This is a genomic window from Catellatospora sichuanensis (assembly GCF_007483665.1).
GTDB lineage: Bacteria > Actinomycetota > Actinomycetes > Mycobacteriales > Micromonosporaceae > Catellatospora > Catellatospora sichuanensis.
Genome location: NZ_VIQO01000014.1, coordinates 149,987 through 164,219, shown reverse-complemented (window position 1 = coordinate 164,219; position 14,233 = coordinate 149,987). Strand labels below are relative to the sequence as shown.

Below are 14,233 nucleotides of genomic sequence, written 5' to 3'. Positions count from 1 at the left end.
TTTTCAGTTGTCGCGGTCGGAGCCGGTCAGGGCGAGGAACGCGTCCTCGAGGTTTGCGCGGTAGCCGTCGACGTCGCCGACACCCGCGATCAGCGCCGCAGGGGTGTCCAGCGCGACGATGCGGCCGCCGTCGAGCACGGCGAGCCGGTCGCACAGCCGCTCGGCCTCGTCCATGAAGTGCGTGACCAGCAGGACGGTCACCCCGCGGTCACGGATCTGGCGGATCAGTTTCCACGTCTCGCGCCGCGCCCGCGGGTCCAGGCCGGTGGTGAGCTCATCCAGGATCGCCACGCGCGGGTTGCCGATCAGGGCGAGCGCGATCGACAGGCGCTGCTTCTGCCCGCCGGACAGCTTCGCGTACGGCATCCTGACCTGCTCGTTCAAGCCGACCGCGGCGACCAGCTCACGCCAGTCGGCGGGGTCGGGATAGAAGGAGGCATACAGCTGCATGGCCTCGCCGACGCGCAGCCGGTCCTGCAACTGGCTCTCCTGCAGCTGCACCCCGATGAGGCGGCGCAGCTGCTCCCGGTCGGTGTGGGCGTCCATGCCGAGCACGCTGATGGTGCCGGAGTCGGGGGTGCGCAGACCGGAGATGCACTCGACCGTGGTGGTCTTGCCGGCGCCGTTCTCGCCGAGGATGCCGAAGATCTCGCCCTCGGCGACGGTGAAGGAGACGCCGTCGACGACCGTGCGGTCGCCGTACCGCTTGGTGAGCCCGTTGACTTCGATGACTGTCATGCCGACAGACAGTAGGGGCACGGTGCGAACGCCGGTATGCGGCTGCGCGCCGACCCGGGGGTGTAGCAAACCCCACCCCGTTCCGGGGCTCACGCGCAGTGCCATGACCACGGCCGATCGGCGACGATGTGTCGCATGTTCCGGTCGTACGCCCTCGCCCCGCTGCGCTGCGTCGCCCTCGCGCTGCTCGCGGTCTTCGGATTCGTCGCCTCGCTGCCGCTGATGATGGCGATCGGCGCGGTCGTCACCTACCCGCACGTGCTGCAGCTGGTGCGCCGGCTGACCGCGCTGTCGCGGTGGCTGGCCCACACCTGGAGCGGCGTGGTGATCGAACCGCCGTACCGCGAAGGTCCCGTGCCCGCGCCGCTGCGCCGCCCCGACGGCTGGTACGAGCACGACGGCCAGCTGTTCAAGACCCCGCACTACCCCGCCTTCTTCCTGCGCATGCAGTGGCTGAGCGACGACCCCGCGACGGCCCGGGACTGGATGTGGCTGGTGCTGCTCGCCCCGATCGGCGGCCTCATCGCGCTGCTCTCGCCGGCCCTCGTCGTGGCGGGTGTGCTGCTGGCCCTGGGTGTGACCGGCCCGGGACGCCGGGCGCTGGACGACGCCGGGCTGATCGACCTGGTGGCCTGGCCGGTCCTGACCATGCCCGGTTGGGCCGTGCTCGCGGCAGGCGTGGCCGCGGTCGTCACCGGGGTGCTCGCCGGACCCGCGCTGCTACGTGCCCACGGCCGCTGGGTGCGGACCTGGCTCGGGCACCCGGGCCTCACCTGGTGGCAGTCCTCCGGGATCGGGGCCTGGCTGCGTAAGGGCGGCCATGACACGTGGAAGGCGGCGCTGCTGCTCGGGCTTTCGCTGACCGGGTTCGCCGTGTTCCTGCTGACGGTGCTGCTGACCTTGCTCAGCGGCGGGTTCGGCATCGCCTGGCTGGCGTACGCGATCCGGCCGATGCTCAACCAATACCGGCGGCTGTGCGTGAAATGGGGCGGCGGCGAGCCGATGCCCGAGCCGTACCGGCAGCGGGAGGCCGTACCGGAGCCCGGCCCCGACGGCCGCTACCGGGTCGGCCGCACCCTCTACGCCACCCGCGACGGAGCCCACCGCGCAGGCTTCTTCCCGTGGATCCTGGGCGACCCGGCCACCTGGCGCGACCTGGCCTGGATGGCGACCGCGCCGCTGGTGGCAATGGTCGCCGTGGTCCCCGGCGTGCTGATCGGCGCGGGCTACTTCGGGTTGTTCTGGCAGGCGCTGTTCTGGCCGCTGTGGGCCGTGCCGTTCGGCCTGATCACCGATGTGTGGATCAGCCCCTGGTACGTCTGGCAGCTGATGACCCTGGGCATGCCCGCCCTCAACGGGGTGCCCGGCTGGCTGTCCATCCCGATCGGACTCGCCCTCGGCCTGCTCGGCGTGCTGCTGGCCGGCCCCGTGCTGCGGCTGATCACCGGCTCGGCGCGGCTGCTGCTCGCGCCGAGCCGCTCCGCCCGGCTCACCCAGCGGGTCGAGCACCTGGCCCAGACCAGGGCCGAGGCCGTCGACGCGCAGAGCGCCGAACTGCGCCGCATCGAGCGCGACCTGCACGACGGCGCGCAGGCCCGGCTGGTCGCGGTCGGGCTGAGCCTGGGCACCGTCGAGCAGCTGATGGACCGCGACCCGGCCGCCGCCCGCGTGCTGCTGGCACAGGCCCGGGAAACCTCGGCTGCAGCCCTGGCCGAGCTGCGTGACCTGGTTCGCGGCATCCACCCGCCGGTGCTCGCCGAACGCGGTCTCGCCGACGCGGTGCGCGCGCTGGCACTGGACTCCGCACTGCCGGTCGAGGTGCGCGCCGAGCTGGCCGGGCAGCCGCCCGCGCCGGTCGCCACGGCCGCGTACTTCGCCGTCGCCGAGGCGCTGACCAACGCCGCACGGCACGCGCAGGCCAGCCGTGTCGGCGTGGACATCCGGCACACCGGTGGCCTGCTGCGGGTCACCGTCACCGACGACGGCCGCGGCGGGGCCGAACCGGCGCACGGCGGTGGGCTGCACGGGCTCCGTCGGCGACTCGCTACATTCGACGGAACCGTCGCCCTGCACAGTCCGCTGGGCGGCCCCACCGTGCTCACCCTGGAGATACCGTGCGCGTTGTCCTCGCCGAGGACCTCTACCTCCTGAGGGAAGGGCTGGTCCGCCTGCTGGAGGCGCACGACTGCACTGTCGTGGCCGCCGTGGAGACCGGCCCCGACCTGCTCGACGCCCTGCTGGCGCACCGGCCGGACGTGGCCGTCGTCGACGTGCGGCTGCCGCCCACGAACACCGACGAGGGCCTGCAGGCGGCGCTGACGGCCCGGCGCCAGGTGCCGGGGCTGCCGGTGCTGGTGCTGTCCCAGCACGTCGAGCAGCTGTACGCCCGCGAACTGCTGGCCGACGGCACCGGCGGAATCGGGTACCTGCTCAAGGACCGGGTGTTCAACGCCGACCAGTTCCTCGACGCGGTGCGCCGGGTCGCCGGGGGCGGCACCGCGATGGATCCGGAGGTCATCGCGAAGCTGCTGCAGCAGCCGGCGCGCAACGTGCCGCTGGCCAGGCTCACGCCGCGGGAGCGGGAGGTGCTGGAGCTGATGGCGGAAGGGCGCTCGAACGCGGCGATCGGGCAGCGGCTGTTCCTGTCGGAGAGCGCGGTCGGCAAGCACACGGCCAGCATCTTCGGCAAGCTCGACCTCGCGCCGTCCGATGACGACAACCGGCGGGTGCTGGCGGTGCTGGCATACCTGAACGTCGCGGCCTGACCTGAACCTCGTTCCGGTTCAGGCGTCCGCTCGGCTCGCGGGCTGCCGGTTCCCGCAGCCGGGGCGCGTCACCCGCCGCAGGCCGCACACCAGGCGACGTCCGGCTGCGGAAGGTGATCCAGGTGGTCGGGGTGATCCGGAGCCAAGCTCTTTCCCTCGGGCATGTGCCGGGCGCCGATGACCAGGACGATCACCGGCAACACCACCGCGGCAGCAGCTCCCACCACGAGAAACGTACCCACCGGACCTCCTGGGACGACGAGCGCGACGGCTGCACACCGAGGCGTGCAGCGCGCCGTGTCCGCTGGCCCGTATGCCGGATCGTCCCCGGTTCGGGGTCGCATCACGTGTTCGGACCTGCGCGGACAGGACTGCTACACGGTGGCGTCGGTGGGTGAAGCACGCGGGGACGTTCCCTGAACGGCGGCCGGCCTCTGCCCGAATTCACCGAGCCGGCACGGTCCGGCCGCTCGTCACCCGGTCCTGTACCCGATGGGGGGCGGTCAGCATGGTCTGCCACCGGCGGAACAGGCCCGGCATCGATAGGCCCGGCCACCCGCGGTGAGTTAAGAAGGGCACCTTCTGCTACGTATTGCGATGAGAAGGTGCCCTTCCTTTGCTCTTGGTCAGGCGTCGTCCCAGCGGAAGAGGAAGGCGGCGACCGCCGCGAGGACGAGGGTGAATCCGAGCAGGATGCCGATGTCCGGCAGGGTGACGGCAAAGCTCTCGCCGCGGACCATGACGTCCTGCATCGAGGAGACGAGATGCTTGAGGGGGAAGAACTCGGAGAGATTCTGCAGCCACTCCGGGGCGCCGTCGAGGGGGAAGAATGCGCCGGACAGGAACGCCATGGGCAGGGTGATGAGGTTGGCGATGGCGCTGGCGGCCTCGGGGGTCTTGGACGCGGCACCGGCGACCAGGCCGATGGACAGGAAGGCCAGGGTGCCGGCGATCATGACGGGGATGAAGGCCCACCACTGGTCGGACAGCTGCAGGCCGAAGTAGGGCAGCAGGGCCACGCCGATGAACATGGCGCACTGCGCGCCCGCGATCGCGATGCTCACCGCCACCCGCGCGCCGATGATCGAGGCGATCGGCACGGGGGACAGCCGCAGGCGGCGCAGGATCTTCTTCTGCCGCCAGGTGACCAGGGTCAGCGCCGCGCCGAACGTCGCGCCGGTGGCGATCGCCCAGCCCAGCAGGCCCGGCGTCATGTACTGGATCGCCTTGAGCGACTGGTCCTCGACGGGCTGGGTGCGCATGGTGACCGCGGGCGTCGTGACACCCGCGGCGGCGAGGTTCGCCTGCTGGACGAGGGACTCCACGATGCCGCGTACGGTGGCCGACTTGACCGCGTCCGCGGCGGAGTAGTGCACGATCAGCTCGCCGCCGACCTGCTCGATCGCGGCGGCCTTGTCACCCTTGCGCACCTCCTCCAGCGCGGCGGCGCGGTCGGACGTGCGGGTCACCGCGAGCACCTGGTCGAGCCCGGCGGCGGCCTCGGCGGGCAGCTGGTCGACGACCGGCACCGCGCCGATCTGCAGGATGTCGGTCTTGGACGCGCCCGCGTCCTTGAACAGGCCGCCGAACAGCACCAGGAACATCAGCGGGAACAGGATCGTGAAGAACAGGGCGGTGCGGTCGCGGAAGAAGCCGCGGGCCATCGCCGAGGAGAGGCTGACGAAGCTGGTCACGCGCGGTACTCCCGTCCGGTGAGGTGCAGGAAGACGTCTTCCAGGGTCGCGCCGCGCACGGACAGGCCGCGCAGCGCGTCCCGCTCGGCCAGCGCCGAGAGCACGGGCGCGGGGGTACGCGTCGCGATGGTCAGCGAGACCCCGTCGTCGCTCACCTCCAGCCCGTCGGCGAGCCCGCGCGCCGCCTCGGCGGTGATCGTGCCGGTCTCCACCGAGATCCGGGTGGGCGCGTCGAGGTCGCGCACCAGCGTCGCGGGCGGCCCGGACTCGAGGATGCGCCCGTGGTCCATGATGGCGACCCGGTCGCACAGCGACTCGGCCTCGTCGAGGTAGTGCGTGGTCAGCACCACGGTGCGGCCCTGCGCGCTGATGTCGCGCAGCACGTCCCACAGGTTGCGGCGGGCCTGCGGGTCCAGGCCCGACGTCGGCTCGTCGAGGAACACCAGGTCCGGCCCGTGCGCGAGGGCGCAGGCGATGGACAGGCGCTGCTGCTGGCCGCCGGACAGGTCCTCGTTGCGCTTGCCCGCCATGTCCTCCAGGCCGACCACGGCCAGCCATTCGTCGGCCTTGCGGGCGCTGACGCCGTAGAGCGAGGCGAAGGTGCGGATCTGCTCACGCGCGGTGAGCCGCTCGAAGAATGCGCTGGCCTGCAGCTGCACGCCGATGCGGGGGAGCAGGCGCGGGTTGCGCGGCCAGGGGCTCTCGCCGAACAGGGTGACGCTGCCCGAGTCGGGCTTGCGCAGCCCTTCCATCATCTCCAGGGTGGTGGTCTTGCCCGCGCCGTTGGGCCCGAGGATGCCGAAGAACTCCCCGGTCTGCACGTCGAAGGAGACGCCGTCGACGGCGCGCAGCTCGCCGTAGGCTTTGCGCAGCTCCTCGACCTTGATCGTCGGTGACATGTCGTGCACGGTACTCCTCACTCGCCAGGGCGATCTGTCGTGTTCGGACGCACCGCGGCTGGTTCGCGCATGCCGAACAGGAATCGGGTGATCCGCGTCCGCCGCACCAGCAGGTCGTAGGCGGCGACGGTCAGCACGATCGCGATCGCGACCAGGGCTGCGTACTTGACCGCGATCGGGGCCTGCCAGGACACGACGCCGTAGGCGACCGCGACCACGATCGGCTGGTGCAGCACATACACCGGCAGCGCGCCGAGCGCCAGGTACAGGTAGCTGCGCCGGGTGAGATCCGGCTGCCCGTCGCCCGCCTCAGCGTGCGTCGGCGCGGCGACCGCTCCTGCTGCCGGGCGCCGTTCCCGCCGGGCGACCTGTCGCCGGTCGAGCAGGCCGAGGATGGCGACCACCCAGCACCAGCCGGTCATGCCGTAGAGCGCCCGCATGGTCAGGGCCGGGCGGGTCAGGTCGGTGAACGGGTCGCCGCCGCCCTGGCTGATCATGAAGAACAGCGGCATGCCGACCGCCATCAGCACGACTCCGGCGACGGCCGCGAGCACCGCGTCGCGGCGCATCGCGTCGCGGAACCGCTCGTCGGTGGCGAGGACGAAGCCGTATGCGAAGAACAGCAGGTAGGCCCAGCGGCTCCAGCCGGCGAGCCCTTCCTCCATGCCGTCCAGGGCACTGATCAGCGCCAGCGGCAGCGCGGGCAGCAGCAGCACCATGCCGCGATGGCCGATGGAGGCGGCCAGCCGGTCGCGTAGCCGCCGCATCCGGTCGGCGGGCAGCACCCGGGCCGCGCCGGCCAGCAGCAGCGCCCAGGCCAGCAGCAGCACCACGAACCACAGGTGCCCGGTCTCGAAGTGCTCGCCCTGCAGCACGAACGGGAACTCGCCCGGCTCGAACCGCACGTCGAAGAAGCGCGGCAGGAACCGCCAGTAGGACTCGTGGTAGCCCGGGTCGGCGGCCTTCAGCCGCAGCCACTGCGGCACCGGCAGCAGCGCGACGAGCGCGAACAGCAGCGGCACTCCCAGCCGCCGCAGCCGTTCCGCCGCGAACCTGCCCGGTCCGCGCCGACGCAGCGAGTGGCGCGCGCCGAACCCGGCGATGAGGAACAGCGCGGGCATGGCCCACACCACGGCCAGCCCGGACAGGATCGTGGTGACCTCGGTGGTGTCGGCGTTCTTGACGTAGTAGTCGTCGCGGGCGTCGAACACCAGCGCGGAGTGGAAGAAGACCAACCCGACGACCACCAGCGTGCGTATCGCGTCCAGCTCCGGCCGCCGCTGCACAGCCGCCCCCGCCGGGGCCGTGGTGTCCTGCCCGTCGCCCATGCCTCCCCCTTTCGCCGCCGACGCGTCCTGGAGATGGACGCGGCGGGGGACGCCGGAGGTGGGTGGCGCGATCAGTCTACTTTCGACACATCCAGCGCGGGCTGCTCCTGGGGCGCGGGCGACGACTCGTGGCCGGTGCGGAAGCCGGTGACGGCGGTCAGCCGCGCCTGTGGGTGGTCCAGGGCGACGGTGAGCCGGCGGGTGCGGATCGTGGGGAAGGCGTGCCAGCGGCGTACGCCCACGGTGTGCCCGGCCGCGACCACCGCCCCGCCGCAGCGGATCTCGTGCCCGCCCGCCCACTGCCCGGTCGTGAGCTCCTCGCGCAGCTCGACGTGGTCGATCTCGACCTCGGTGTCGAACTCGGCGACGACCTGGCCCGGCTCGTGGGTGAGCCGGGCGGGCAGCGGCGTCGCGAACCGGTGTCGCAGCTCGGCGGTGACTTCCAGCAGCCGGGCGGTGTCGGTCTCGTCGAGCCGGCCGCGCCGGTCCGGCGGCAGGTTGAGCAGCAGTCCCGCGCCCAGCCCGACGGAGCGGTACCAGATGGCCAGCAGGTGTTCGGTGCTCTTGAGCGTGGGGAGGTCGTCGGGCTGCCAGAACCAGTGCGCCCGGATCGGCACGTCGCACTCGGGCGGCAGGTAGCGGGCTCCGTCGAGGCTGTCCTGGTCGGTGGTGAACATCGACCTGCCCAACCGGTCGACGGTGTAGACGCACGGGTCGGCGGCCAGGCCGTCCTCGTTGCCCACCCACCGGATGGTGGGCCGTCCCATGTTGAAGACCATGGCCTGGGGCTGGTGCGTGTCGACCACCTTCATGATCGCGTCCCAGTCGTAGGTGCGGCCTTCCGAGCCCGCGCCGTCGAACCACAGCTCGAACAGCGGCCCGTAACGGGTGCACAGCTCGGTGAGCTGACGCAGGTAGAACGCGTCGTACGCGGCCGGGTCGGGGTAGCGGGCGGCGTTGCGGTCCCAGGGGGACAGGTAGAGGCCCAGCGGCATGGCTGCGGCGCGGCAGGCCTCGGCCAGCTCGCCGACCACGTCTCCGCGGCCGCCGCGCCACGGCGACGACGCGACCGAGTAGTCCGTGGTGTCGGTCGGCCACAGGCAGAAGCCGTCATGGTGCTTGGCGGTGAGGACCAGATACCGCGCGCCCGCGCGCTGTGCGACGTCGACCCACTGGGCCGCGTCGAGGTCGGCGGGGTCGAACGTGGCCGGGTCCAGGGTGCCGTCGCTCCACTCCTTGCCGTGGAACGTGTTGAGCCCGAAGTGCAGGAAGAGACCGAAGCCGGCCTCCTGCCAGGCGAGCTGGGCCGGGGTGGGGACGGTGGTCATGGCACTCCTCGCCGAGCGGAACGGCGGCCGGGGGCGGCCGGGAAGTCGCAGAACGAAGGGACAGTAAACGGTTTCCTGGACGCTGTCAAAGATCCTATAGCATCCGGGGGCGAGCAGTCAGACCAGCGGAACGCCCGATCGGGTCGGGGACCCGGTGAAACGATGAAGCGGTGCTGATCGTGAGCCTGTGCGGGGCGTTGGCGGCGGCCGTGTGCTTCGGGTTGTCGTCGGTCCTGCAGGCCGTCGGCATGCGTGGGGCGGGGCCGGTCAGCGAGCTGGACCCGCGGTCCATGGTGCGTGCCTGGCTGACCGTGCCGTTCCTCGCCGGCCTGGGCCTGGATCTGCTCGGCTTCGGCTTCGAACTGGTCGCGTTGCGACATCTGCCGCTGTTCCTGGTGCAGGCCGCGATCGCGTCCGCGCTGGCGGTGACCGCGATCGCGGCGGCCGTCGTGATGAAGGAGCGGCTGGGTCGCGGCGAGAAGTTCGCGGTGGTCGCCGTCTGCCTGGGGCTGGCGCTGCTGGGCGTCTCGGCCGGACCCGAGGGCGCGAACCGCGCGCACACCGACTTCTACACCGCCCTCGCCGCCAGCCTGGTCGGGCTCGCCGTGCTCGGCGCGGGCGCGGGACGCCTGCCGGGGCGGTGGCGCACCGTGACCCTCGGGCTGTGTGCGGGCTTGTGCTTCGGGGTGCTGGCGCTCGCCGCGCGCACCCTGCCGGAACTCGATCCGGCGCGGATGATGCGCGAACCGGCGACCTACCTGGTGGCCGCTTCCAGCCTCATCGCGCTGGTGCTGTGGACGATGGCGCTGTCGGGCGGCTCGGTCACCACGGCCACGGCGGCGATGGTGATCGGGGAGACCGTGCTGCCCGCCGTGGTGGGGGTCGTGGTGCTGGGCGACGAGGCGCGAGCCGGCTGGGTGCCGGTCGCGGTCGGCGGCTTCCTGCTTGCGGTCGGCGGCGCGCTGGCGCTGGCCCGGTTCGGGGAGTTGAGTGGGGCGCCGTCAGGTGCTGCGCGGCCGGATGTCCGCGTGCCTGTTCGCGATGCGGACGCCGCCTGACGGCAGTGTGAAGCGGACCTTCTCCGCGGCGCGGGCGCCGAGGCGCTGGTAGAAGCGCTGGGCGTCGGTGTTCCAGGCTGGGGTCTGCCACTGGAGCTCGTCGCCGTCGGCCGCGGCGACCACCGCGTCGAGCAACTGCCTGCCCACGCCGCGGCCGCGGTGGTCTTCGGCCAGGTAGAGGCAGTCCAGGTGGGTGTAGTGACGGCCGGTCCAGGTGGCGAAGTCGCGGGTCCAGGTGGCGTATCCGACGAGGATCCCGGTGTCGTCGGCGACCAGGCAGCGCAGCCGCGGCGGGTCGGCGAACAGGGCTGGTGCGAGCCGGTCGCCGAGGCCGGGCGGCACGGGCGCGGCGCGCTCGTACGCGGCGTGGTCGGCGATCAGTGCGAGCAGCGCGGGCAGGTCGTCGGGCCGGACGGGTCGCACCAGGGTCATTTGTCGATCTTTTCCCACCGACTGGGACGTCGGCCAGCCCCGTGACCGCCATATCTCACCGAGATGTCGCCCGCGTTACGCCAGGCAGGTGACGCTCTGTACGGGGAAGGAATGCCAAAAGTCATCTGCACGTGCATCCGGCGCTTGCGCCTGCACAGGATCGTCTGCATGATGGGAGACGCAACGACTTGGCGTTTGCATTGTGGCACTTGCATCTGTGGCCCGGATGGTGTGGCGACACGGCACCGGGCGGACGGCACGGACTCAACCCGGCCGGCCGGCTCCACCCCCCATCCGCGAGCACCACGTTCGCCGCAGTGAGGCACGTATGCCAGCTCCCAGGATCAACCCCGCCCGGCGCGCTTCCGCCGAGATCGCGGCCACCGACTCGTACCAGCCCGGAGACAGGGTCTGGGTGTACCGCGAGCGGAAGTGGCAGGCGGGCATCATCTCCGACATCGCGACGGACAAGGCCGTGATCATCTGCGGCGGCGACTCCGGTGTCGTGGAGGAGACCATGACCGCACCTCGCCTCATGGTCCGTGACGACGTGTACCTCTACATCGACACGGTGACCTACGTGTGAGGTGCCCGAAGACCGAGCCGGCTCTCGCGTAGCCTCGGGGGCCGGACCGGGCCAGGCGGGTGGCGCCGACGATGCCGGCGCCACCCGCCACGGCTTTTCTCAGCCCCGGCGGGAGCGCCGGCGGCGCTGCCACTTCTCACGCATCTCCAGCGGCACGAAGACCAGCGTGGTGAGCACCGCGGCGACGACCGCCCACAGCGCGACCTGGCTCGGGCTCAGGTGGGCGACGCCCATGTTGGACGTCCACACGGGGTGCAGGCCGAGCGGCGGGAAGCCCTCCCAGAACAGCACCCACAGCAGCGGCACCAGGCCCATCGCGATGCCGTACGCGGTGAAGTGGCCGGCCTGCGAGAACAGCACGCCCATCACCACCGCCGCGATCATGTAGACCAGCACCGCGGTGCGCTGGCCGCCATCCGACGGGATGCGGTCGATCAGGTAGTTCCAGATGTCCACGATGGTGTCCAGCACGGGCTGCCAGTACACCGCGATCAGCACCAGGGAAACCACGATCACGATCGCGATGCCCAGGCCCTTGAGAATCTTGAATGCGCCGGCTTCTGCCTGCGTCACAGCGTTCCTCCCTCACCGATACCGTTCGCGCCGGCGCTCCCGCGGCGCGGGGCCCCTGCGGCCGCGATCATCCAGATCGGAGCGACAACGGCCGACGTGGACGTACGGTTGCGAGGGTCGCACGGCACCGATCCGGTTGAGCTGAGGGGCGATCCGCGGACGGGCCGTGCGAGCGGCGCGCCGATCATCCCACCACGATGTGCCGACGGCGAGAGCTGTCCGACCGGTTCCCGCTGCCGCAACGGCCGACCAGCGAGAAGATCCGCCGACGGGTTCACGACAGCGGCCTGAGCGGTGGTCGCGATCAGGTGGTGAGCGCCGCCGTGAGGAAGCGGTACACGGCTGCGTTGGCAGGCCCCGTGACCGACAGCGGATGCATGTTGAAGCTGTGGCCCGCACCTGGCACCACCTGGACCTGCACGGGAGAATGTGCGGCGAGCAGCCGGGCGTACAGGAACAGGCTGTCGTCCAGCAGCGGATCCTCGGTGCCGACGGTGAGCAGCGTCGGCGGCAGCCCGGCGAGCTGGGCGTAGAGCGGGGAGGCCGCGGGGTCGGCGCGGTGGGCCAGGTCGGGCACGTACTGCTCGGCGTACCAGCGCATGCGGGCCGTGGTGAGGACACCGCCGCGCGCGTCGTCCCAGTTGCGGGCGCTCGGCGTGAGGGTCAGGTCGTACACGCCGTAGCACAGGTTCAGCGCCCGCAGGGCCACGGCGGCCGGGTGTTCGCGCAGCCGCAGCGCCACCGCCAGCGCCAGGTTCGCTCCGGACGACTCGCCACCCAGGGTCGCCACCGTGACGCCGAACTCCTGCGGTGCATGGTCGAGCAGGTGCCGGGCGGCGGCCTCGCAGTCGTCGAGCAGGCCCGGGAAGCGCCGTTCGGGCGCGAGCGGATAGTCGAGGCTGACCACGGTCTGGCCCGTGCCGCGCGCCAGATCCTCGAGGTAGGCGTCCTGCTCGTCGGCCGCCCCGACGGCCCAGCCTCCGCCGTGTACGTGCAGGTAAAGGCCGGTCGGCGAGGTGGCGTCGAACACCCGCGCCGACATGGAGCCGTCCGGCAGCGGAATGGTGATCTCGCGGGCGCGCGGGGAGCGGGGGAGGACCCCGTCGGGCGCCAGCGCGGCGAGCCGCTCGCGGGCCTGCACGCGGTACGCCTGCGCGCTCTCCGGTGGCCAGCCCATCTCGCGGACCAGTGCCCCCATGGCCGCGTTGAACGCCACCACGTCAGGGGCGTACTCCGTCTGCGCGAACGTGCTCTCGTCGAGCGTCATGCCGCCTCCCGCGTGCTTCTTCTCCAATCTGCGCCGCATCGGTCCGGATCGCGCCACCTTCACCGGATTTCCGATCAGTGCACGTCACGCCGGGGCGGTCGCGTGATCGATAATGGGGTGGGGGACACGGGATGAGCGAGCAGGCGATGGTCACGGTCGGCGTCGACGGTTCCGCGTCGGCGCTGGCGGCGGTACGCGAGGCCACCCGCGAGGCGACCTGGCGCGGCTGCGGGCTGCGGATCGTGCACGCCTTCATCTGGCCGCTCATGCATGTCGGCGTCGGCGCGTCGGAGGCCGTGCCCGAGGGCGGGCTGCGCCACGACGCCGAGCACATCCTGGCCGAGGCGACCGCGGCGGCGAAGGCGGCCAACGGCCGCGTCGAGGTGGCGGCCGACCTGGTCACGGGCGGCCCCGCGGGCGTGCTGCTGGCGGCCGCTCGGTCCGCGCAGCTGCTGGTGCTCGGCGACCGGGGCCTGGGCGGGTTCACCGGCCTGCTGCTGGGCTCGGTCGCGGTCGAGGTGACGGCGCACTGCACCACCCCGGTGCTGGTGGTACGTGGTGAGGGCCGTCCCGGCCCGGTCGTGCTAGGGGTGGACGGCTCACCGGGATCGGCGCCGGCCGTACGGCAGGCGTTCACGGAGGCCCGGCAGCGTGACACCGAGCTGCTGGCGGTGCGGGTCTGGCACGACGCCGCCACGACGCTGTCCTACTCGGTGCCCGCGCTCTACGATGCCGACGCCGCGCGTTCGGCCGAGCAGCAGGACCTCGACGCGGCCCTCGACGCCGAGCGCAAGCTCCACCCGAACGTCCGGGTCCGTACGCAGCTGGTGACCGGACGCGCCGGGCGGGAGCTGGTGCGGCTGAGCGAGCAGGCCCAGCTGATGGTGGTCGGCGCACGCGGCCGCGGCGGGTTCACCGGCTTGCTGCTGGGTTCGGTCAGCCAGCAGTTGCTGCACCACGCGGCCTGCCCGGTGCTGATGGTGCGCCACACATCGGCCACCGAGTCCGGGTCCGCCGCGGACGGCGAACAGGCTGAACGACCCTAGAGACGCGGGACGCCCTGCCGCCCGGGCCTCCGGGGGACGAGGCTCGGGCGGGCCGGAACAGGGCGGGTCAGGAGCGGGTCATGGACAGGCGGATCGCGCAGGGCCGGCCGGACCGGGCGGCGGGGCTGGCGTGGCGGCAGATCAGCGAGGTGATGAGCACGCCGCCGCACGGCGTCGCCACGTCGACGACGCTGGGCGACGCGCTCGCGGTGATGGTGCGTGAAGGGCTGCGGCATCTGGTCGTCACGGACGAGGGCGGCCGGTGCGTGGGCGTGCTGGCGGACCGGTCGGTCGTGGCGGCGTGGGCCGCCGAGCCGACTGCGCTGTCGTACCGGCGGGTCTCGTCGGTGCTGGACCGCACGCCGGCGGTGGTCGCCACCGGGGCGGCGGTGGTGGACGCGGCGCGCCTGATGCGCACGGCCTGCGTGGACGCGGTGGCCGTGGTCGACGCCCGCGGGGTGGCGGTCGGGGTGGTGACGGGCAGCGATCTTGTCGCCCTGCTCGCCCGGTGACGGCGCA

General features: G+C 72.3%; 15 protein-coding genes. 6 read left to right on the top strand and 9 right to left on the bottom strand.

All coding sequences use genetic code 11. The annotated features are described in order from the left end of the window. Positions 1 to 3: 3 nt before the first annotated feature. Positions 4 to 738 carry an ABC transporter ATP-binding protein gene (locus FLL47_RS27440; protein ID WP_144123714.1) on the bottom strand — a complete coding sequence of 245 codons (735 nt, stop codon included), beginning with the start codon at positions 736 to 738 and terminating at the stop codon, positions 4 to 6. 135 nt (positions 739 to 873) lie between these two features. Here FLL47_RS27440 and FLL47_RS27435 point away from each other — a divergent pair, with 135 nt between their 5' ends. Then, a complete protein-coding gene (locus tag FLL47_RS27435) occupies positions 874 to 2,889 on the top strand; it encodes a sensor histidine kinase (protein WP_144123712.1) in 2,016 nt (671 codons plus the stop codon). Further along, complete coding sequence (locus FLL47_RS27430; RefSeq protein WP_144123710.1) at positions 2,853 to 3,503, top strand: response regulator transcription factor; 651 nt, start codon at positions 2,853 to 2,855, stop codon at positions 3,501 to 3,503. Before FLL47_RS27435 ends, FLL47_RS27430 begins: the two co-directional genes overlap by 37 nt. Positions 3,504 to 3,571: 68 nt before the next feature. On the opposite strand, the gene FLL47_RS43130 is transcribed toward FLL47_RS27430, so the two are convergent. From FLL47_RS43130 to FLL47_RS27410, 5 genes are all read right to left on the bottom strand, one after another. Beyond that, positions 3,572 to 3,745 (bottom strand): hypothetical protein, encoded by a 174-nt coding sequence (locus FLL47_RS43130; RefSeq protein ID WP_186315938.1) that lies wholly within the window; start codon positions 3,743 to 3,745, stop codon positions 3,572 to 3,574. A gap of 384 nt (positions 3,746 to 4,129) precedes the next feature. Beyond that, positions 4,130 to 5,197 (bottom strand): ABC transporter permease, encoded by a 1,068-nt coding sequence (locus FLL47_RS27425; protein WP_144123708.1) that lies wholly within the window; start codon positions 5,195 to 5,197, stop codon positions 4,130 to 4,132. Continuing rightward, positions 5,194 to 6,096 carry an ABC transporter ATP-binding protein gene (locus FLL47_RS27420; RefSeq protein ID WP_144123706.1) on the bottom strand — a complete coding sequence of 301 codons (903 nt, stop codon included), beginning with the start codon at positions 6,094 to 6,096 and terminating at the stop codon, positions 5,194 to 5,196. Before FLL47_RS27420 ends, FLL47_RS27425 begins: the two co-directional genes overlap by 4 nt. Before the next feature lie 17 nt (positions 6,097 to 6,113). After that, positions 6,114 to 7,424 (bottom strand): acyltransferase family protein, encoded by a 1,311-nt coding sequence (locus FLL47_RS27415; RefSeq protein ID WP_144123704.1) that lies wholly within the window; start codon positions 7,422 to 7,424, stop codon positions 6,114 to 6,116. A 71-nt stretch (positions 7,425 to 7,495) separates the two neighbouring features. Then, positions 7,496 to 8,752, bottom strand: coding sequence for an alpha-L-fucosidase (locus FLL47_RS27410; protein WP_144123702.1), 1,257 nt, complete (start codon positions 8,750 to 8,752; stop codon positions 7,496 to 7,498). Between the two features lie 170 nt (positions 8,753 to 8,922). Here FLL47_RS27410 and FLL47_RS27405 point away from each other — a divergent pair, with 170 nt between their 5' ends. Further along, positions 8,923 to 9,810, top strand: coding sequence for a hypothetical protein (locus tag FLL47_RS27405; protein ID WP_222106217.1), 888 nt, complete (start codon positions 8,923 to 8,925; stop codon positions 9,808 to 9,810). On the opposite strand, the gene FLL47_RS27400 is transcribed toward FLL47_RS27405, so the two are convergent. Next, a complete protein-coding gene (locus FLL47_RS27400) occupies positions 9,754 to 10,242 on the bottom strand; it encodes a GNAT family N-acetyltransferase (protein WP_144123701.1) in 489 nt (162 codons plus the stop codon). The two genes, FLL47_RS27405 and FLL47_RS27400, sit on opposite strands and share 57 nt — an antisense overlap. A gap of 328 nt (positions 10,243 to 10,570) precedes the next feature. Here FLL47_RS27400 and FLL47_RS27395 point away from each other — a divergent pair, with 328 nt between their 5' ends. Continuing rightward, on the top strand, positions 10,571 to 10,828 hold the full coding sequence (locus FLL47_RS27395; RefSeq protein ID WP_144123699.1) for a hypothetical protein: 258 nt from the start codon (positions 10,571 to 10,573) through the stop codon (positions 10,826 to 10,828). Between the two features lie 99 nt (positions 10,829 to 10,927). On the opposite strand, the gene FLL47_RS27390 is transcribed toward FLL47_RS27395, so the two are convergent. Continuing rightward, positions 10,928 to 11,401 (bottom strand): hypothetical protein, encoded by a 474-nt coding sequence (locus FLL47_RS27390; RefSeq protein WP_144123697.1) that lies wholly within the window; start codon positions 11,399 to 11,401, stop codon positions 10,928 to 10,930. Between the two features lie 304 nt (positions 11,402 to 11,705). Next, entirely contained in the window at positions 11,706 to 12,668 is a 963-nt protein-coding gene (locus FLL47_RS27385; protein ID WP_186315937.1) for an alpha/beta hydrolase, read from the bottom strand. 131 nt (positions 12,669 to 12,799) lie between these two features. Here FLL47_RS27385 and FLL47_RS27380 point away from each other — a divergent pair, with 131 nt between their 5' ends. Continuing rightward, positions 12,800 to 13,714: a universal stress protein gene (locus FLL47_RS27380; RefSeq protein ID WP_222106216.1), complete on the top strand. Its 915-nt coding sequence runs from the start codon at positions 12,800 to 12,802 to the stop codon at positions 13,712 to 13,714. Positions 13,715 to 13,794: 80 nt separating this feature from the next. Next, the gene (locus FLL47_RS27375) at positions 13,795 to 14,226 is read left to right on the top strand and encodes a CBS domain-containing protein (protein ID WP_144123693.1); all 432 of its coding nucleotides are present in this window, start codon (positions 13,795 to 13,797) and stop codon (positions 14,224 to 14,226) included. Positions 14,227 to 14,233 lie beyond the last annotated feature (7 nt).